21 protein-coding genes are annotated in these 18,160 nt (G+C 71.3%); 14 read left to right on the top strand and 7 right to left on the bottom strand.

What is annotated here, in order from left to right; all coding sequences use genetic code 11:
* The first annotated feature begins 100 nt into the window (after nt 1-100).
* Nucleotides 101-1,399 (top strand): CDP-glycerol glycerophosphotransferase family protein, encoded by a 1,299-nt coding sequence (locus BJ959_RS04345; RefSeq protein ID WP_424960750.1) that lies wholly within the window; start codon nt 101-103, stop codon nt 1,397-1,399.
* Here the strand turns inward: BJ959_RS04345 and BJ959_RS04340 are convergent.
* From BJ959_RS04340 to BJ959_RS04325, 4 genes are all read right to left on the bottom strand, one after another.
* A complete protein-coding gene (locus BJ959_RS04340; protein ID WP_183321870.1) occupies nt 1,335-2,096 on the bottom strand; it encodes a hypothetical protein in 762 nt (253 codons plus the stop codon). The genes BJ959_RS04345 and BJ959_RS04340 overlap by 65 nt on opposite strands.
* A gap of 42 nt (nt 2,097-2,138) precedes the next feature.
* On the bottom strand, nt 2,139-2,918 hold the full coding sequence (locus tag BJ959_RS04335; RefSeq protein WP_153981571.1) for an ABC transporter ATP-binding protein: 780 nt from the start codon (nt 2,916-2,918) through the stop codon (nt 2,139-2,141).
* The gene (locus tag BJ959_RS04330) at nt 2,918-3,715 is read right to left on the bottom strand and encodes an ABC transporter permease (RefSeq protein ID WP_153981572.1); all 798 of its coding nucleotides are present in this window, start codon (nt 3,713-3,715) and stop codon (nt 2,918-2,920) included. Before BJ959_RS04330 ends, BJ959_RS04335 begins: the two co-directional genes overlap by 1 nt.
* Before the next feature lie 81 nt (nt 3,716-3,796).
* Nucleotides 3,797-4,489 (bottom strand): phosphocholine cytidylyltransferase family protein, encoded by a 693-nt coding sequence (locus BJ959_RS04325; protein ID WP_153981573.1) that lies wholly within the window; start codon nt 4,487-4,489, stop codon nt 3,797-3,799.
* 169 nt (nt 4,490-4,658) lie between these two features.
* On the opposite strand from BJ959_RS04325, the gene BJ959_RS04320 reads away from it, so the two are divergent.
* The 5 genes from BJ959_RS04320 (at nt 4,659) to ftsY (ending at nt 9,536) form a co-directional block, all read left to right on the top strand.
* On the top strand, nt 4,659-5,576 hold the full coding sequence (locus BJ959_RS04320) for an ATP-binding cassette domain-containing protein (protein ID WP_153981574.1): 918 nt from the start codon (nt 4,659-4,661) through the stop codon (nt 5,574-5,576).
* Nucleotides 5,552-7,096, top strand: a complete 1,545-nt coding sequence (locus BJ959_RS04315) for a hypothetical protein (protein ID WP_153981575.1) — start codon at nt 5,552-5,554, stop codon at nt 7,094-7,096. Before BJ959_RS04320 ends, BJ959_RS04315 begins: the two co-directional genes overlap by 25 nt.
* Before the next feature lie 70 nt (nt 7,097-7,166).
* Nucleotides 7,167-7,451 (top strand): DUF3039 domain-containing protein, encoded by a 285-nt coding sequence (locus tag BJ959_RS04310; RefSeq protein WP_153981576.1) that lies wholly within the window; start codon nt 7,167-7,169, stop codon nt 7,449-7,451.
* Between the two features lie 251 nt (nt 7,452-7,702).
* Complete coding sequence (locus tag BJ959_RS04305; protein WP_153981577.1) at nt 7,703-8,548, top strand: hypothetical protein; 846 nt, start codon at nt 7,703-7,705, stop codon at nt 8,546-8,548.
* Nucleotides 8,549-8,663: 115 nt separating this feature from the next.
* The gene (ftsY, locus tag BJ959_RS04300) at nt 8,664-9,536 is read left to right on the top strand and encodes a signal recognition particle-docking protein FtsY (protein ID WP_153981578.1); all 873 of its coding nucleotides are present in this window, start codon (nt 8,664-8,666) and stop codon (nt 9,534-9,536) included.
* 4 nt (nt 9,537-9,540) lie between these two features.
* Here the strand turns inward: ftsY and BJ959_RS04295 are convergent, their stop codons facing one another.
* The gene (locus BJ959_RS04295; RefSeq protein ID WP_153981579.1) at nt 9,541-10,056 is read right to left on the bottom strand and encodes a gamma carbonic anhydrase family protein; all 516 of its coding nucleotides are present in this window, start codon (nt 10,054-10,056) and stop codon (nt 9,541-9,543) included.
* A gap of 84 nt (nt 10,057-10,140) precedes the next feature.
* On the opposite strand from BJ959_RS04295, the gene ffh reads away from it, so the two are divergent.
* The 8 genes from ffh to BJ959_RS04255 all read left to right on the top strand — a co-directional run bounded on the left by ffh (nt 10,141) and on the right by BJ959_RS04255 (nt 16,771).
* The gene (gene ffh / locus BJ959_RS04290; RefSeq protein WP_153981580.1) at nt 10,141-11,727 is read left to right on the top strand and encodes a signal recognition particle protein; all 1,587 of its coding nucleotides are present in this window, start codon (nt 10,141-10,143) and stop codon (nt 11,725-11,727) included.
* A 63-nt stretch (nt 11,728-11,790) separates the two neighbouring features.
* Nucleotides 11,791-13,209, top strand: a complete 1,419-nt coding sequence (locus BJ959_RS04285; RefSeq protein WP_153981581.1) for an amidase family protein — start codon at nt 11,791-11,793, stop codon at nt 13,207-13,209.
* Nucleotides 13,210-13,258: 49 nt separating this feature from the next.
* Nucleotides 13,259-14,047: an LLM class F420-dependent oxidoreductase gene (locus BJ959_RS04280; protein WP_153981582.1), complete on the top strand. Its 789-nt coding sequence runs from the start codon at nt 13,259-13,261 to the stop codon at nt 14,045-14,047.
* 176 nt (nt 14,048-14,223) lie between these two features.
* Entirely contained in the window at nt 14,224-14,757 is a 534-nt protein-coding gene (rpsP, locus tag BJ959_RS04275; RefSeq protein ID WP_153981583.1) for a 30S ribosomal protein S16, read from the top strand.
* A gap of 5 nt (nt 14,758-14,762) precedes the next feature.
* Nucleotides 14,763-15,017: an RNA-binding protein gene (locus BJ959_RS04270; protein ID WP_153981584.1), complete on the top strand. Its 255-nt coding sequence runs from the start codon at nt 14,763-14,765 to the stop codon at nt 15,015-15,017.
* On the top strand, nt 15,014-15,610 hold the full coding sequence (rimM, locus tag BJ959_RS04265) for a ribosome maturation factor RimM (protein ID WP_153981585.1): 597 nt from the start codon (nt 15,014-15,016) through the stop codon (nt 15,608-15,610). The genes BJ959_RS04270 and rimM overlap by 4 nt, the downstream gene beginning before the upstream one ends.
* Before the next feature lie 10 nt (nt 15,611-15,620).
* A complete protein-coding gene (trmD, locus tag BJ959_RS04260) occupies nt 15,621-16,322 on the top strand; it encodes a tRNA (guanosine(37)-N1)-methyltransferase TrmD (RefSeq protein WP_153981586.1) in 702 nt (233 codons plus the stop codon).
* Nucleotides 16,319-16,771: a hypothetical protein gene (locus BJ959_RS04255; protein ID WP_153981587.1), complete on the top strand. Its 453-nt coding sequence runs from the start codon at nt 16,319-16,321 to the stop codon at nt 16,769-16,771. The genes trmD and BJ959_RS04255 overlap by 4 nt, the downstream gene beginning before the upstream one ends.
* A 6-nt stretch (nt 16,772-16,777) precedes the next feature.
* On the opposite strand, the gene map is transcribed toward BJ959_RS04255, so the two are convergent.
* Both map and BJ959_RS04245 read right to left on the bottom strand, forming a co-directional pair.
* Nucleotides 16,778-17,545: a type I methionyl aminopeptidase gene (gene map / locus BJ959_RS04250; RefSeq protein ID WP_153981588.1), complete on the bottom strand. Its 768-nt coding sequence runs from the start codon at nt 17,543-17,545 to the stop codon at nt 16,778-16,780.
* On the bottom strand, nt 17,546-18,151 hold the full coding sequence (locus BJ959_RS04245; protein ID WP_243738987.1) for a TetR family transcriptional regulator: 606 nt from the start codon (nt 18,149-18,151) through the stop codon (nt 17,546-17,548). It lies immediately after the preceding gene.
* Nucleotides 18,152-18,160 lie beyond the last annotated feature (9 nt).

Here is an 18,160-nt window from a genome sequence, read left to right as displayed (position 1 = left end):
CGCGCCCGATTCTGTCACCTCGTCGTGTCGTGTGAACAAGTCGGTAACGGTGTCGCCGTTTGGTCGGGCCGGTCCGGAGCCCGCTGGGAGAATCGTGGGCGTGAAGATCGTGGGCCAGTACAAGACCGCGCGCCGCATTGTGCGCGACCTGATGCGCTCGCGCCGCAACCGAAACCTGCTCGCCCGGCGGCTCGAGAACGAGACCCCGCCCGCCCCCGGCAGCATCGAGATCGCCGTCTACTTCGCCGACACCCGGGTGAACCTGTACCAGATCCGGCAGTGGTACGCGCCGCTCGCCGAGCTCGCCCGGGAGCATCCGGTCGCGATCATCAGCCGCAGCCCGGGCACGATGATGACGTTGCTCGACGAGGCCCCCGTGCCCGCCGTCTACCTGCGCAAGGTGACCGACCTCGAGCGCTTCGTCGCCGAGCAGCCGCTGCGCATCGTGTTCTACGTCAACCAGAACACCAAGAACTTCCAGATGTTCCGCTATGGCCGCATGTGGCACGTGTTCATCAACCATGGCGAGTCGGACAAGATGTACATGACCACCAACCAGTACAAGGCGTACGACTACGCCTTCGTCGCGGGGCAGGCGGCGCGCGACCGCCTGGCGCGCAAGTTGTGGTCGTACGACGTCGAGCACCGCACTCTCGAGATCGGGCGCCCGCAGGCCGACCACTTCGCCGGCGAGACGCCCTACGCGGCGGACGACCGCACGGTCGTGCTCTACGCCCCCACCTGGGAGGGCGACCGCCCCGCCGCGGCGTACGGCTCGATCGCCAGCCACGGCGAGGCGATCGTGGATGCTCTGCTCGCGACCGGCCGCCACCGCGTGATCTATCGCCCGCACCCGCGCAGCGGGGTGGTGAGCCGCGATTACCGCGACGCGAACCGGCGCATCATCGCGGCTCTGGAGCGCGCCAACGCCGCCGACCCGTCCGCGCAGCACGTGCACGACACGGGAGCCGCGCTCGGCTGGCAGCTCGCCGCCGCCGACGTCGCCATCACCGACATCTCGGCGATGGTCTACGACCGGCTCGCGACAGGCAAGCCGATCCTGATCGCGCGGCCCGCGTCGCCCGAGGCCGAGATCGACGACACCGGGTACCTCAGCGATTGCGAGTGGGTGGCGGCGGAGGATGCCGCGCAGATCGTTCCCGCCATCGACCGCGTGCTGACGAGCGCCGAGGCGCACGAGAAGCTCACCCACTGGGTGACGCGCTACTTCGGCGACACGACGCCCGGGGCCGCGACGGCGCGCTTCCATGCCGCCGTGGATGCGCTGTACGCCGAGTGGGAGCGCGTGGCCGCGCAGCACGCCGGCGACCGGATCACGTCGGAGTCGAATCCGTTCGACGACGAGGACGACGAGGACGAGGCGCCGACCGGGGACTGAGCGCCGCCAGCTCGGCCGGCCATGCGCTCGGTGCGGGCCCGAACGCTGCCTGCGCGCTGCGCACCACCTTGGTGCCGATGATGCGGTTGCCCGCGCCGCCGATGACCGCGCCGATGCCGAAGGGCACGAGGCGGCCGGCCATGCTGCCGCCCTGCTGCACGGTGAGCCGCTTCACGAGCTCGTCGCGCAGCCGCTTGTTGAGCATCGTGACGAGCGCCTTGGGCATGCCCGCGGTGATCGACTCGCCCCAGTACTGGGTGCGGTCGGGCCCGACGCCCGTCGCCTGGCCGATGAACTGCTGCACGAGGTCCTTGCCGGGGCCGCCGAGCATGAGCGCCATGACGAGGTTGTGCGCGCGCTCCTCGTCGTCGACGACGATGCCGTGGATCTCGGCGACCGACTGCGCGAACAGCGCCGTCATCTCGAAGAACGCGACGGTCTCGACGCCGATCACGGTGAGGCCGACGACCGTGCCGACACCGGGGATGAGCGTGGCCGCCCCGCTGCCCGCGCCCGTCAGGGTGACGCTGGTGAGGAACCGCCGTTCGAGGATCCGCACCACCTGGTCGGGCGTCGCGTGCGGGTACTGCCGCCGGATCGACCGGATGTGGGCGAGCACCGCCGGGCGCTGTGCCGACATCGCGGCCCGCAGGCCGCGGACGAGCAGCGGGTCGGGCTCGTTCGGAACCAGAGTCATGGGCGGCCTCCCGGGGGTCGTCGCCCCCAGTGTACGAGAGGGCTACTCCGCGACAGCGGTGCCGCCGTGGTCGCGGTTGTACGCGGCGAGCACGTCGCGGATCGGGGCGTCGAGCACGAGCGCGCCGCCGTCGAGGTAGAGCCCGCGGGTGCAGAAGCGCTTCAGGTCGCGCTCGTTGTGTGAGACGAAGAACAGGGTGCGCCCGCCGCGCAGCAGCTCGTCGATGCGCGCGTAGCACTTGTCGCGGAACGCCTTGTCGCCGACCGCGAGCACCTCGTCGACGAGAAGGATCGGCTCCTCCAGCCGCGAGATGACCGAGAACGCCAGCCGCACCTTCATGCCGCTCGACAGGTGCTTGTAGGGGGTGCCCACGAAGTCGCGCAGCTCGGCGAAGTCGATGATCTCGTCGTACCGGGCGTCGATCTCGTGCTTGGCCATGCCGTGCAGCCCGGCGGTCAGGTACACGTTCTCGCGCACGGTGAGGTCATCGACGAAGCCGCCGGTGATCTCGATGAGCGGCGCGACGCCCCCCGTCACCTCGACGGTTCCCTCGTCAGGCAGCATCACGCCTGCGACGAGTTTCAGCAGCGTCGACTTGCCCTGACCGTTTCGCCCGACCACGCCGATGGCCTCACCCGCACGAACCTCGACGTCGACGCCGCGCAGCGCCCAGAACTCGCCGGGCCGCGACCGACGGTTGCGGCCGGCGAACAGGTCTTTGAACGAGCGGCGACCGCGTCGATTGCGGCGAAAGCGGATGCCCGCTCCGCTCACCCGGATCACGACCTCGGCGCCCACGGTGCCGGACTGCTGCTCGCCCATCAGACCTCCTTCAGCACGGCGCGCACCATGCGGCGGAAGACGAGGATGCCCACGCCGAGGATGACGAGGCTCATGGCGGCTGCGATCAGCACGGCGCGCGCATCCAACTGGTCGGGGAAGAATGCCGCGCGGTACAGCGAGATGATGCCGGCGAGCGGGTTGAACGAGGCCCACAGGTCGAGACCGGCGGGGAGGTCGGAGAGGCCGTAGATGATCGGCGAGGCGTAGAACAGGAAGCGGAGGATGAGCTTCACCGCCCGCTCGAGGTCGCGGAAGAACACGACGAGCGGCGCGATGATGAGGCCGAGCCCGACCGTCAGCACGGCCTGCAGCAGGATCGCGACCGGCAACCACAGCACGCCGATCGTGAGCTCGGCGCCGAAGATGACCGCGAAGATCGCGATGACGGGGATGGCGGCGAGGAACTCGATCCCCTTCGACAGCACGATGCGGTTCACCCAGACCGTGCGGGGGATGCGCGTCGAGCGCACGAGCTTCGCGTCCTTGATGAATGCCCGCGTCGCGTCGCCGACCGCGCCGTTGAACCACATCCAGGGCAGCAGTCCGGCGAGCAGGAAGACGATGTATGGAGCTTCCCCGACGGTACGCCCGACAATCTCGGTGAAGATGAACCAGTAGATGATGGCCATGACCAGCGGGTCGAGCACCGACCACACGTAGCCGAGCCACGAGGTGGCGTAGCGGACCTTGAGGTCGCGCGCGGTCAGCAGCCACAGCGACTGCCGGTAGACCTGCGCGGGGCTGCGCGGGGGTCGCGGCGGCGGAGCGGTGGTCACGAGGCTCAACGCTAGCGCGCGGTGCACCCGTTCGCCCGTCAGTGGCTGACGGTGCGGGTGGATGCGCGCGCAGCGCGCAGGCTAGACGTGCAGGTTGGCGCGCTCGAGGTCTTCGGCGAAGTCGATCTCGACCGCGTACAGGTCGCTGATGTCCACCGGCTCGACGCGGATGCCGTCGTGCTCGATCGCGAGCTCGAGGCCGCGCTCGAAGTAGTCCTGGTCGCCGCAGCGCGTCAGGTGGTGGATCAGGACCGCCTTGTCGGCGCTCGAGATGTAGTTGATGCCCACGGCCTCGCCGAGGCCGCCGACGACCGTCTTCGACAGCGAGTGGATGTACCCCTCGGCGTCGACCGTGTACTTGACCTCCTCGTCGCTGACCGCAGAGGTGTTGACGCTCACGAACGAGCGGTCGGCGTGCACGAGGCCCGCGACGCGCACGAGAACCTGCGGGTCGAACACGACGTCGCCGTTCATCCACAGCACGCCGTGCTTGCCGGTCGCCTTGAGGGCGCGCAGCAGGCTCTTGGAGGTGTTGGTCTGGTCGTACTGCTCGTTGTAGACGTACTCGACCTCGGGGAACGCGTCGATGATGTGCTCGAGCTTGTAGCCGACGACGGTGGTGATGGCGACGTCCGTGCCGAACGCGGCGGCGATGTTGTCGTGCTGCTGCTGCATGATGGTGCGCCCGTCGCTCAGCTCGGTGAGCGGCTTCGGCAGTTCGCGGCCGAGGCGACTGCCCATGCCGGCGGCGAGGATGACGACCTGCGTAGTCATGTGGGGCTCCTGATGTGTCGGGGAAAGAAGGTGGACACACCGTTGTGCTCCTCAAGGCTAGCCGGGAGGTCGTGCTCCGGTCACGTTCTGTTCACCATTCGTTTCCGAACCGTGACCCGGCTCCGCGGGCCGCCGACGGGCGGATGCGGGCCGTTGATACCGTGGACGCGTGGAATCCTCGCCCGCCTCGCCCCAGCGCTCGGGCAAGCCCGCCCGCTCGTCCGCATCCGGTCGCCCCGCTCGATCGGGGTCGCCGCTGCGCAAACCGGCCGCGGCGGCGCAGCGGACCGCCCCGGAGAAGGCGGCATCGGTCCCCGTGCCAGACGCGCCCGTCGTGCTCGAGATCGACGGGCTGCGCAAGGCCTTCGGCCGCGCGGTCGCGGTCGACGGGGTGAGCCTCGCGGTGCGGCAGGGCAGCCTGTTCGGCTTCGTCGGCCCGAACGGCGCCGGCAAGACCACGACGCTGTCGATGGCGGCCGGGTTGCTGCGTCCCGACAGCGGTGCCGTGCGCGTGCGCGGCGTCGACGTGTGGGGCGAGCCGCAGAAGGCCAAGAGTCTTATCGGCGTGCTGCCTGACCGGATGCGCCTCTTCGACCGGCTGACCGGAGCCCAGATTCTCTACTACACCGCCGTGCTGCACGGCCTCGACCGCGCCTCGGCGCGGGCGCGGGCCGACGACCTGGCACAGGCCCTCGGGCTCGACGGGTCGCTCGAGCGCCCGGTGCGCGACTACTCGGTCGGCATGGTGAAGAAGGTCTCGCTCGCCGCGGCGCTCATCCACTCACCGGCGCTGCTGGTGCTCGACGAGCCTTTCGAGTCCGTCGATCCCGTCTCGACCGCGCAGTCCGTCGACCTCCTGCACCGCTACGCCGCCGCGGGGGGAACCGTCGTGCTGTCGAGCCACAATATGGACCTCGTCGAGCGGGTGTGCGATGCGGTCGCGGTCATCGTCGACGGCGGCATCCTCGCCGCCGGAACCCTCGACGAGGTGCGCGACGGGCGCAGCCTGGAGGAGCGCTTCGTCGAGCTGGCCGGCGGACGCGTCGCCGTGGAGGGTCTCGAGTGGCTGACCACGTTCTCCGTCTGAAGTTCGCGCTGCTCGGCTCGGCGCTGCGCCCCGGCCGCGACCTGGCGCGTGCGCTCCCGGTGCTCGCGCTCGCCATCGGGATCGGCACGGCGGTCATCGCTCTCGCGCTCGTGGTCGACCCCGGGCTTCCCGAGCACCGTGCGGCGATCGTCATCGTGGCCGGCGCGCTCTCGGTCGGCATCGCCGTCGCGCCGCTGAGCGCCGGTCTCGGCTCCGCGCTCGAGCCGCGGCGCTTCGCCGCATTCCCTCTCGACCCCCGTCGCCTCGCGCTCTCGCTCGCCGCAGCCGGCGCGGTCGGGCTGCCCGGCGTGCTCGCGGTGGTGCTCGGCATCGGGCTCGAGCTGGCCTGGGCGGGAACCCCCGCCGGCGGTGCCGCCATCGTCGCGGGTGTTCTCGGGGCGCTCGCGATCATCCTGACCTCGCAGTACCTCGTCGCAGTCGGCGCTCAGCTGGGGGTGTCGGCCGCGGCCCGCCGGGCGGTCACCGCCGTGGCGCGCGTCGTGGTCGTGCTGGCGCTCGCCGCCGCGCTCGTCACGGTGCTCGTCGTCGGCGACCCCGAGTCCGCCGAGGCGCTCGTCGCCGTCGGGGCGGGGCTGGCGAGCACGCCGATCGGCCTGCTGTGGGCCGCGCCCGGCAGCGAGCTCGCAGAGCTGCTGGTCCGCCTGCTCGGCGGCGTGGTCATGCTCGTCGTCCTGTCCCTCGGCTGGGGCTGGGTGGTCGCCCGACTGCTCGAGACCCCGCAGCGCACACAGAAGGAGTCGTCCACCACCGGGCTCGGCCTGTTCGACGTCGCTCCCGCCAGCCCGGCCGGGGTGATCGCCGTGCGCAGCCTTCTCTATTGGCTGTGTGACCCGCGCTACGGGCTGGTGCTGCTCGTCCTGCCGCTCGCGCCCGTGCTCATGATGCTCACCCTCGGCGTCGCGGGGTCGCCCCTGCCGCCGCTCTGGCTGCTGCCTCTCCCGGTGCTCGCCCTCTTCCTGGGCTGGTTCCCGCACAACGACGCCGCCTACGACGGCACGGCTCTGTGGGTGCACGTCGCGGCCCCGGTGCCGGGCATCGCCGACCGCTGGGGCCGCTGTGTGCCACCGTTGCTGATCGGTCTGCTGCTGCTACCGCCCGCGCCGCTCTTCGTGCTCTGGTCGGGCGTTGAGGGCGCGCTACCCGCCCTCCTGGGTGTCACGGTCGGCCTTCTCCTCACCGGCCTCGGCGTCTCGTGCGTGACCTCCGCCGTCGGCGCATACCCGACCGCGCGGCCCGGCGCCGGACCCTTCGACCAGCCGCCCGCGCTCGGCGCCCGCGCCGGCTGGACCCAGGCGCTCGCGCTTCTCGCCACCCTGGTGCTCATGGCTCCGGCGCTGATCACCGCCGCATGGGGCTTCACCGACCCGGCGTGGTTCGCCGTGAGCGGCATCGCGGGCTTCGCAACCGGCATCGGGATGCTGCTGCTCGGTCTCGTCGCCGGCGGCCGGGCCTTCCGGCGCCGGGCGCCCGAGCTGCTCGACCTCGCCCTGCGCTCGTAGCTGGGAGGTCGGGATGGGTGCCGGGAGGGCGGCCCGGTGCGGGCATCCGTCGCCGCCGTAGACTGAGCGCATGGCGACTCTCGATGAACCGGGCGGCCCCGGGCAGGACGGCGGTGCGGGTGTCGACGTGCTCGACCGCGAGCTCGAGAAGCTCCTGAACGAGGAGCAGCTGGAGGACGGCGACCACGAGCGCTTCTCGCACTACGTGCCGAAGGACAAGATCATCGAGTCGGCGCTGACCGGCAAGCCCGTGCGCGCCTTGTGCGGCAAGAAGTGGATTCCGGGCCGAGACCCCGAGAAGTTCCCGGTCTGCCCCGACTGCAAGAAGATCTACGAGCGGTTGCGCGACGCCTGAGCTCAGGGCCAGATCTGGCGCGTGTGGGTGCTATTCCCTCACAGTGCGCCGCTCGAGTGGCCAATCTGACAGTTGTCAGGCCGCCCCATCTGGGCGGCTCGTTGACCGCAAGGGTGTCGCGCATGCCTCGCACTCCTCACCCACTCCCTGACGCTGCGGTCGGCGAATCGCTTTCGACGGCTTCTGCCCGCGCTCTCGGCATCAGCCCGGATCGTCTCCGTCGTGCGGATGTTCACCACCCTTTCCGCGGCGTGGCGACGTTCACGATCCGTCCCTCGACTGTCGTCGACCGCGCGTGGGCCTACACCCAGGTCATGCACCCCGCGGCGTGGTTCTCCTGCATCACCGCGGCTTCGCTGCGGGGCCTCCCCGTGCCGCGGGCCGCGACCGATGGCCCGTTGCACGTCGTCGTTCCCCGAGGCGTGCATCCACCCCGATCTCTCGGAGTCGTCGGCCACCAGCGCGACCTCGAACCGCCTGTCGTCGAACAGATTCTGTGCCCGCTGTCGACAGGAGAACTCGTGCCGCTCCGCACCGGCACGATCGGGTCCGTGCTGCTCACGGCCGCCTCGCATCTCTCGCTTCCCGACCTCGTTGCGCTCGTCGATGCGGCGCGCCTTGCGGACGAGGGGGGCACGGTGATGGAGACCGAGAGGATGCTGACGCGAAGCTCCCGCCGTGCAGGGTCCGCGGCTCTCGCCGAAGCGCTCCTGCTGTCGCGCGCCGGTGTCCGTTCGCGGCCTGAGACGCATCTGCGCTTGCTCATCGCGCGAGCAGGTCTTCCCGCGCCGGAGGTCGCGCCCGGTGTTAGCACGCCCCTCGGTAACCTCCACCCCGACCTCGGCTGGCCCGAGTATCGCGTTCTGGTCGAGTACGAGGGCGACGGCCATCGCACGGACGACCGAGTGTTCGCGAGCGACCTCCGCCGGTTTGACGCCTACGCCGATGCCGATTGGAGCGCCGTGCGGTGCAGCAAGGCCGATCTCTATGGAGATCCTCGCCGGGTGCTCGAATCGGTGGCTCGGCGGTTGCGGGCACGCGGCTGGAAGTCTCGCGCTCGACGGGGTGCGGGCATCCGGCCAATCGCTGTGCCCTGATGCTCCTGGAACGGGGCGGTGGCCCCAGATTTGCCGCCTCGGGGCGGATCCCCGCCGGGATAGCGCCCACAAGCGCCAGATCTGGCACAGCGAACCGGCGAAGTAGGCTGGGTGCATGGCTGAGCGCGGATGGTCCCTGGGCGGCGCCCTGCGCGGGCTGTTCACGAGCCCGACCATCGACGAGGGCACCTGGGACGACCTCGAGACGGCACTCCTGGGCGCCGACTTCGGCCCCGACCTCACCGATGAGCTGCTCGACGAGCTGCGCGCGAAGGTCGCGCAGTTCAAGACCACCGACCCCGCCGACCTCAAGCGGATGCTGCGCGAGGCCCTCGAGGAGCGGCTCGCCGCGCACGACCCGACCCTCACCCTGAGCAACCGCCCCGCGGTCGTGCTGGTCGTCGGGGTCAACGGCGTCGGCAAGACGACGACGATCGGCAAGTTCGCGAAGTTCCTGACCGGATACGGCCGCACGGTCGTCGTCGGCGCGGCCGACACGTTCCGGGCCGCGGCGGTCGACCAGCTCGCGACGTGGGCCGAGCGCGCGGGCGTGCAGGTCGTGCGGCCGCAGCACGCCGGGCAGGACCCGGCGAGCGTCGCCTACCAGACCGTGCAGTTCGCGATCGACAACAACATCGACATCGCCATCATCGACACGGCCGGCCGCCTGCAGACGAAGGCGGGCCTGATGGATGAGCTGGGCAAGGTCACCCGTGTCATCGAGAAGCTCGCGCCGATCGCCGAGACCCTGCTCGTGCTCGACGGCACGACCGGGCAGAACGGCGTCGCGCAGGCCGAGGCGTTCTTCGAGAGCGCCGGCGTCACCGGGCTCGTGGTGACGAAGCTCGACGGCTCGGCGAAGGGCGGCTTCGTGCTGCGCGTTCAACAGCAGACGGGCATCCCGATCAAGCTCATCGGGCAGGGCGAGGGCATCGGCGACCTCACGGGCTTCACGCCGCACGTCTTCGCCGCGAGCCTGGTGCCCTAGGGGGTCAGCCCTCGTCGAGCGCGGCGTGCTCGGCCGCGAGCATGAGGTACGTCTCGGCGTTGCGGCGGATGCCCGCCACCTCGTCATCGCTCAGCTGGCGCCGCACCTTCGCAGGCACCCCGGCCAGGAGCGAGCGCGGCGGCACGATCGTGCCCTCGAGCACGACGGCGCCCGCGGCGACGAGCGACTCGCGCCCGATGACGGCGCCGTTGAGCACGGTGGCGCTCATGCCGATGAGGCAGTCGTCCTCGATCGTGCAGCCGTGCAGCATCGCGTTGTGCCCGACGCTGACCCCGCGACCGACGATCGTCGGCTTGCCGGGGTCGCCGTGCACGGTCACGTTGTCCTGGAGGTTCGAGCCCTCGCCCAGCTCGATCAGGTCGCGGTCGGCGCGCAGCACGGCTCCGTAGAACACCGAGGCGCGCGGGTGGATGCGCACCTGGCCGATGAGGGTCGCATTCGGGGCGACCCAGGCCTCCGCATCCACCTGGGGCTCATGACCGAAGATCGCGCGACGCATGGTTCCTCCTCGAATGCGGTGCCGGTGCGGCCCCGAGGCCGTGGGCCCAGTCAACCAGAGCCCGCCGCCTAGAATGGGGCCACTATGGCGACCTTCGGCACCCTCTCCGACCGGCTGACAGCGACCTTCAGCGCCCTGCGCACGAAGGGCAAGCTGAGCCCGGCCGACGTCGACGGCACGGTGCGCGAGATCCGCAAGGCGCTGCTCGACGCCGACGTCGCCCTGCCGGTCGTGAAGGACTTCACGGCCGCCGTGCGCGAGCGCGCCCTCGGCGACGAGGTCAACAAGGCGCTGAACCCGGCGCAGCAGGTCGTGCAGATCGTCAACGACGAGCTCATCGGCATCCTCGGCGGGCAGCAGCGCCGCCTGCAGTTCGCGAAGAACCCGCCCACGGTCATCATGCTCGCGGGCTTGCAGGGTGCCGGAAAGACGACGCTCGCCGGCAAGCTCGCCCAGTGGCTGAAGGCGGATGGCCACACCCCGCTGCTCGTCGCCTGCGACCTCCAGCGCCCGAACGCCGTGCAGCAGCTGCAGGTGGTGGCCGAGCAGGCCGGCGTGGCCGTGTTCGCGCCCGAGCCCGGCAACGGCGTCGGCGACCCGGTGCGGGTCGCGAAGGACGCCGTGAAGCACGCCGCCACGGCCCTGCACGACGTCGTCATCGTCGACACGGCGGGCCGCCTCGGTGTCGACGCCGAGCTCATGAAGCAGGCCGGCGACATCCGGAAGGCGATCGACCCCGATGAGGTGCTGTTCGTCATCGACGCGATGATCGGGCAGGACGCGGTCGCGACCGCCAAGGCCTTCCAGGAGGGCGTCGACTTCACCGGCGTCGTGCTGTCGAAGCTGGATGGCGACGCGCGCGGCGGTGCCGCGCTCAGCGTCGCGAGCGTCACCGGCCGGCCGATCATGTTCGCGAGCACGGGCGAGGGCCTCGGCGATTTCGAGCCGTTCTACCCCGACCGCATGGCGAGCCGCATCCTCGACCTCGGCGACATCCTCACCCTCATCGAGCAGGCGCAGAAGGCCTTCGACGAGGAGGATGCCCGCAAGACGGCCGAGAAGTTCGCGACCGACAGCTTCACGCTCGAGGACTTCCTCGTCCAGATGCAGCAGCTCAAGCAGATGGGCTCGCTCAAGGGGATGCTCGGCATGCTGCCGGGCGCCCGGGGCATGCGCGAGCAGCTCGACAACTTCGACGAGCGAGAGCTCGTGCGCACGGAGGCGATCATCCAGTCGATGACCCTCGCCGAGCGCCGCATGCCGAAGCTGCTCAACGGCTCGCGCCGCCTGCGCATCGCCAAGGGTTCGGGAACGACCGTCACCGAGGTGAACGCCCTCGTCAATCGCTTCGAGCAGGCCGCGAAGATGATGAAGACGGTCGCCAAGGGCGGCGTGCCGCAGGTTCCCGGAATGGGTCCGATGCCCGGCATGGGCGGCGGGGGTGGTGCCGCCTCGCTGCGCAAGGCGCAGGCGAAGAAGAAGGGCAAGGGCGCCTCGCGCTCGGGCAACCCGGCGAAGCGCGCGGCCGAGGAGGCCGCTCGCGCGCAGGGTGTGAAGCCGGCGGGGGCGGGCGCCTCCGGTGCCGGGTTCGGTCTCGGCGGGGGAGGCGCCGCCGGTGCGCAGCCGACGCCGGAGGACCTCGAGACGATCCAGCGGCTGCTCGGCCGCTGAGCCCTCGTTCGGCACCCGCCGCATCGCGTGGGCTGGGGCGCGCGGCCGTCGTAGGGTGAGGGCATGACCCTCCCCAGCGCTGCGGAGCCAGCCGCGCCGACCACTCCGTCGACCGCCACCCAGACCGCCGCCGCCGTGCGCGCCGGCACCACGACCGCCGTCGCCGAGACCCGGGCCGCGCTCGACCGCATCGCGGCGCTCGACCCCGCGCTGGGCGCCTTCCAGGTGGTGCGCGCCGAGGCGGCGCTCGCCGAAGCCGCGACGTTCGATGCGGCTCTGGCCGGCCGTCTCGCGGCGGGGGAGGACCTGCCCCTGGCGGGCGTGCCGATCGCGATCAAGGACAACGTGCCGGTCGCCGGCGAGCCGATGCGCGAGGGCAGCGCGGCGACGAGCGCCGCTCCGCGCGAGGCCGATCATCCCGTCGTCGCCCGGCTGCGCGCCGCCGGGGCGATCGTCATCGGCATCACCCGGGTTCCCGAGCTGTGCGTGTTCGGCACGACGGACTCGGTCTACGGCACGACCCGCAATCCGTGGAACCCCGAGCGCACCTCGGGCGGCTCCTCGGGCGGTTCGGCCGCTGCTGTCGCGAGCGGCATGGTCGCCGTCGCGCACGCCGCCGACGGCATGGGGTCGATCCGCATCCCCGCCGCCAACTGCGGCCTCGTCGGCGTGAAGCCCGGCTCAGGGCTGGTCCCCGCCGACATGGGCGCTCACAGCTGGTTCGGCATGAGCGAGAACGGCCCGCTCGCGACCACGGCGGCGGATGCGGCGCTGCTGCTCTCCGTGATGGCCGGGGCTCCCGCGCTCGCGCTCCCGAGCCTGCCCGACCGCCCGCTGCGCGTGGGGCTCGCGACCGGCATCCCGACCCCGCTGGCGCGCCTCGATCCGCGGTGGAAGGCCGCCGCCGATCGCACCGCCGACGTGCTCCGGTCGCTCGGGCACGAGGTCGTCGACCTCGCCCTGCCCTACCCGGCCGACCCGGTGCCGGTGCTCGCCCGCTGGTTCGCCGGCGCCGCCGACGATGCGGCGCACGAGGGGCTGGCGCCGCGCGATCTCGAGCCGCGCGTGCGGGCGCACGTGCGCGCCGGGCGCGTGCTGCGGCGCCTCGGGGCGCTGCGTTCCGGGCCCGTCGACCGGCTCCGTTCCCGCATGGATGTCGCGACCTCCGGGTTCGACGTCATCCTCACGCCGGGCCTCGCCCAGCCGGGCCCGGTCGCCGAGGGCTGGCACCGCCGCGGCTGGGTGGCGAACCTGCGCGCCAACATCGGCTACGCGCCGTATGCCGCCCTGTGGAACCTGCTCGGCTGGCCGGCGGCCATTGTGCCCGCGGGCTGGCACGAGGGCGCCCGGGTGCCGCTCGCCGTGCAGCTCGTCGCGCGGCCAGCGGTCGACGGCGCGGGGGAGGCTCTGCTGCTCGGGCTGGCCGCCCAGCTGGAGGGCGCGGCGCCCTGGCCGCGCACCGCGCCGGCTCCGGCCGCGTGACCCCCGCGGTGTCGGGACGGGCATCGACTCCCGCCGTAGGCTCGGAGGCATGACTCCTCGACCCGTGCGCCTCGGCGTGCAGCTGCGGCCCCAGCACACCCCCTACGAGCGCATCCGCGACGCGGCCGCCGAGCTCGATGAGCTCGGCGTCGACGTGATCTTCAACTGGGACCACTTCTACCCGCTCTACGGCGACCCCGACGGCCTGCACTTCGAGTCGTGGACGATGCTCGCCGCGATCGCCGAGCAGACCACGCGCGCCGAGCTCGGCGCGCTCGTCAACTGCAACAGCTACCGCAACGCGAACCTGCAGGCCGACATGGCACGCACCATCGACCACATCAGCGCCAAGGGCGGCACCGGCCGCTTCGTCTTCGGAACCGGCTCGGGCTGGTTCGAGCGCGACTACGTCGAGTACGGCTACGAGTTCGGCACGGTGGGCGGGCGGCTGGATGCCCTCGCCGAGAACCTGCCCGTCATCCGCGACCGCTGGACGAAGCTGAACCCCGCGCCGACCCGCGACATCCCGATCCTCATCGGTGGCGGCGGCGAGAAGAAGACGCTGCGGATCGTCGCCCAGCATGCCGACATCTGGCACTCGTTCGCCGACGTGCCGACGCTCGAGCGCAAGCTCGGCATCCTCGCCGAGCACGGCGCCGCCGTGGGTCGCGATGTGAGCGAGATCGAGATCTCCGTGGAGATCCGCGAGCGGTCGATGGCCGAGGCCGACGCGCTGCACGCCGCGGGCGCGACCCTCTTCACGCTCGGACTCGAAGGGCCCGCGTTCGACATGGCCCCCGTGCGCGAGTGGCTGAGCTGGCGCGACGGGCACCGCTAGGCCCCCGCATCCGGCCGCGGCGGCGCGGGGTGCGAAAGTCTGCCAGAATGGGAGATCGAGCGCTCGCACGCCCGACCCTCTAATCAGGCGCCGCGAGCACCGCTCACGAGCTTTCGCGTCGATGTGCCCCACGCAACCGACCGCGACTCAATCCGTTCACACATCTCTGGAGAACCGTGGCTGTCAAGATCCGCCTCAAGCGCATGGGCAAGATCCGTGCACCGTACTACCGCATCGTCGTCGCCGACTCGCGCACCAAGCGCGATGGTCGTGTGATCGAGGAGATCGGCAAGTACCACCCGACCGAGGAGCCCTCGTTCATCGAGGTCGACTCGGAGCGCGCGCAGTACTGGCTGGGTGTCGGCGCGCAGCCGAGCCCGCAGGTCCTCGCGATCCTGAAGCTCACCGGTGACTGGGGCACCTTCAAGGGCGAGAAGGGTGCCAAGAGCACCGTCAAGACCGCCGAGCCCAAGGCCGCCTTCGTCATGGACGAGAAGAAGAAGCCGGTGCTGAAGCCCAAGGCCGAGAAGCCGGCCGAGAAGGCCGCGCCCGCCGCCGAGGAGGCTCCCGCCGCCGAGGTCGCTGACGAGGCCGTCGAGGCCCCCGCGGCCGAGGTCGTCGAGGAGGCCGCTGAGGCGCCCGCAGCCGAGGAGGCCGCTGAGGCACCCGCCGAAGCCGCTGCCGACGACGCCGAGGCCGAGAAGGCCTGACCCCCGTGCTCGCTGACACGCTCGAACATCTCGTCAAGGGGATCGTCGATCACCCCGATGATGTCGCCGTCGTCGCGCAGAGCTCCGCTCGCGGCGAGGTCCTCGAGGTGCGTGTGCACCCCGAGGACCTCGGCCGCGTGATCGGCCGGGGCGGTCGCACCGCCAAGGCCCTCCGCACCATCATCACCGCGCTGGCCGACGGCCGCCGCGTGCGCGTCGATGTCGTCGACACTGATCTCGACGACTCTCGCCAGCAGTGACGGCGCCCGCTCCCCAGCTGCGGGTCGGTCGTCTCCTGAAGGCGCACGGACTCAAGGGCGCCCTCAAGGTCGAGCTCTACACCGACGACCCCGACCGTCGCTTCGTGCCCGGCGCCGAGTTCACCCTGCAGGTGCCGACCGAGTCGGTCTGGCACGGCAAGACCCTCACCCTGACCGAGCTGCGCTGGTACAACGGCCAGCCCGTCGCGTTCTTCGAGGGGGTCGTCGATCGCACCGCCGCGGAGAGCCTGGTCAAGGCGATCCTCTGGATCGAGCAGCCGACGGATGAGCCGGACGAGCCCGACGCCTGGTACGACTACCAGCTGGTCGGCCTGCGCGCGCTCCGCGACGGCGTCGAGGTGGGCACCGTGGCACGTGTCGACCACCTGCCCGCCCAGGACCTCCTGGCGATCCGCACCCCCGAGCGCGAGGTCCTCGTGCCCTTCGTCAGCGCCATCGTGCCGCTCGTCGACATCGCCGCCGGCACCGTCACCCTCACACCTCCCGCGGGGCTCTTCGAAGACCTCCCCGACGACGAGCCGGTGCCGGATGCGCACGGCGCCGGTCCCGTCGACGACACCCCCTCTGCCTAGACTGCAGAGCGTGCGCCTCGACATCGTCACGATCTTCCCCGCGTTCTTCGGGGTGCTCGACGTGTCGCTGCTCGGCAAGGCCCGCGCGAGCGGCCTCATCGAGGTCGGGGTGCACGACCTGCGCGACTTCACGCACGACCGGCATCGCACGGTCGACGACACCCCCTACGGCGGTGGCGCGGGCATGGTCATGAAGCCCGAGCCCTGGGGCGAGGCGCTCGACAGCGTCGTCACCCCGAGCAGCGTGCTCATCGTGCCGAGCCCGGCCGGGCATCCGTTCACGCAGGCGACCGCCCGCGAGCTCGCCACCCGTGAGCACCTCGTCTTCGCCTGCGGTCGCTACGAGGGAATCGACCAGCGCGTCGTCGAGCACTACTCTGAGCGCACGGAGGTTCGCCAGCTCAGCGTCGGCGACTACGTGCTCAACGGCGGGGAGGTGGCGACGATGGCGATGATCGAGGCGATCGGGCGCCTGGTTCCGGGCGTGGTCGGCAACCCCGAGAGCCTGACCGAGGAGAGCCACGAGGACGGCCTGCTCGAGTACCCCAGCTACACCAAGCCGCCCGTGTGGCGCGATCTCGCGGTGCCCGAGGTGCTGCTGAGCGGCAACCATGGCGCGATCGCCGCCTGGCGGCACGAGCAGCAGCTCGCCCGCACGCGCGCCGTGCGCCCCGATCTGCTGGGCACCGCCGACAGCATCGAGGAGCGATGACCGCGGGGGAGCGGATGTGGCTCTGGTCGCAGCCGCTCGTCGCCGCGCTCGCCGCGCTCGCCGGTGCGGGAGCCTGGTACCTGCAGCTGACGAACAACGTGAGCCCGCTGCCGACCCTCCAGGCACTCATCACCGGCTCGTTCGTGCTGCCGGGGCTCGCGCTGTCGCTGATCATCAACCACGTCGCGGTGATGCTCCGCCGCCCGCCGCAGCTGACGGTCGGCGAGAAGCTGCTGCTCATCGTGGAGTACGTGCTCGTGATCGCGATCATCGCCATCTCGCCGAGCCCCGACCTGCTCTTCCTCGGCTACCTGCTGTGGCCGCTCCTCATCGGTGTGGCCGCCACGGCCTTCGCGACGATGGTCTCCACGACGATCCGCTCACGCCGCCCGACGGCGGAGCACGTCGAGCCCGACGGGGCGTCGCGCGAACCCTCGTCCGTTCGCTGAGCGGGCTCAGTCTCGCGCGGTCAGCACGATCGGGCCGTCGGCCGTGATCGCGACGGTGTGCTCGGCGTGGGCCGCGCGGGTGCCGGTGCGGCTCTTCAGCGTCCAACCGTCGGCATCGGTGTAGATCTCGTCGGTGTCGGGGATGAACCACGGCTCGATCGCGAGCACGAGACCCGCCTTGAGCTTGAGGCCCCGCCCGCGCCGGCCGTCGTTCGGCACGTGCGGGTCGCCGTGCATGGTGCGCCCGACCCCGTGCCCGCCGAAGTCGAGGTTGACCGGGTAGCCGGCACCCTCGGCCACGTCGCCGATCGCGGCGGAGATGTCGCCCATCCGGTTGCCGACCCGGGCCTGCTGGATGCCCGCCGCGAGCGCCCGCTCCGTCGCCTCGATCAGCGCGAGGTCCTCGGGCCGCGGCGTGCCGACCACGATCGTGACGGCCGAGTCGCAGACCCACCCGTCGACCGAGGCCGCGAAGTCGAGCGACAGCACGTCGCCGTCGCGCAGCCGGTAGTCGTGCGGAAGGCCGTGCAGCGCGGCGTCGTTGACGGAGGTGCAGATGACCTTGCCGAAGGGCGACCCGCCGAACGAGGGGTGGTAGTCGATGTAGCAGCTCTCCGCACCTTCGGCCCGGATCATCTCGTGCGCGAGTGCATCGAGGTCGAGCAGGTTCACGCCGACGTCGGCCGCGGCGCTCGTCGCACTGAGCACGCTCGCGACGAACCGGCCCGCCGGTCGCATCTGCTCGATCTCGGCGGGCGTACGGAGCTCGATCATCTAGGTCCTCGGCAAGGGGATGTGGGTGCGGAGGTAGCTGCCGCACAACTCGCGGGTCGCTTCGATGAAGCGCGCATCCCCATTCTTGTCCAGCTGGAAGGCCCGGGTGAGCAGGCCGCTCGCGATCTCGATCGCCACCTCGAGGTGGAAGATCAGCTCGTCGTCGGGCTGGAAGCCGTAGGTGCGACTGACCTGCTCCGCGAAGGCGCGGGCGAGCATCGCGTTGTTGCTGAGCTCGGGGCTGAGAAAGCGCTGGTCGATGACGTCGCCGAACCGCAGGGCTCGGAAGCCGGGCTCGTTGCGGGTCATCTCGATGAAGGCGTCCAGGGTCGAGTCGAACGACGACCACGCCTCCGGCGGCGAGTTCTCCACTCCCTCCCAGACGCGCTCCAGATAGCGCTCCATGTTGCGGGCGGCGAGAGCCCGCAGCAGCGACTGGATGTTCGGGAAGTAGCGGTACACGACCCCCACCGAGGAGCGGGAGCGCTTCGCGACGGCGCTGGTGGTCACGCCGTCGATCCCGGTGTCGTCGATGAGCGCGGCAGCGGCGTCCAGCAGCAGCGTGATGCGCTCGGCGCTGCGCTGCTGCACCGGCTCGGTGCGCATGATGACCTT

This window comes from Microcella frigidaquae (assembly GCF_014200395.1).
Classification (GTDB): domain Bacteria; phylum Actinomycetota; class Actinomycetes; order Actinomycetales; family Microbacteriaceae; genus Microcella; species Microcella frigidaquae.
The sequence above is the reverse complement of the archived record's forward strand: the minus strand, read 5'-3'. Positions and strand labels throughout refer to the sequence as shown.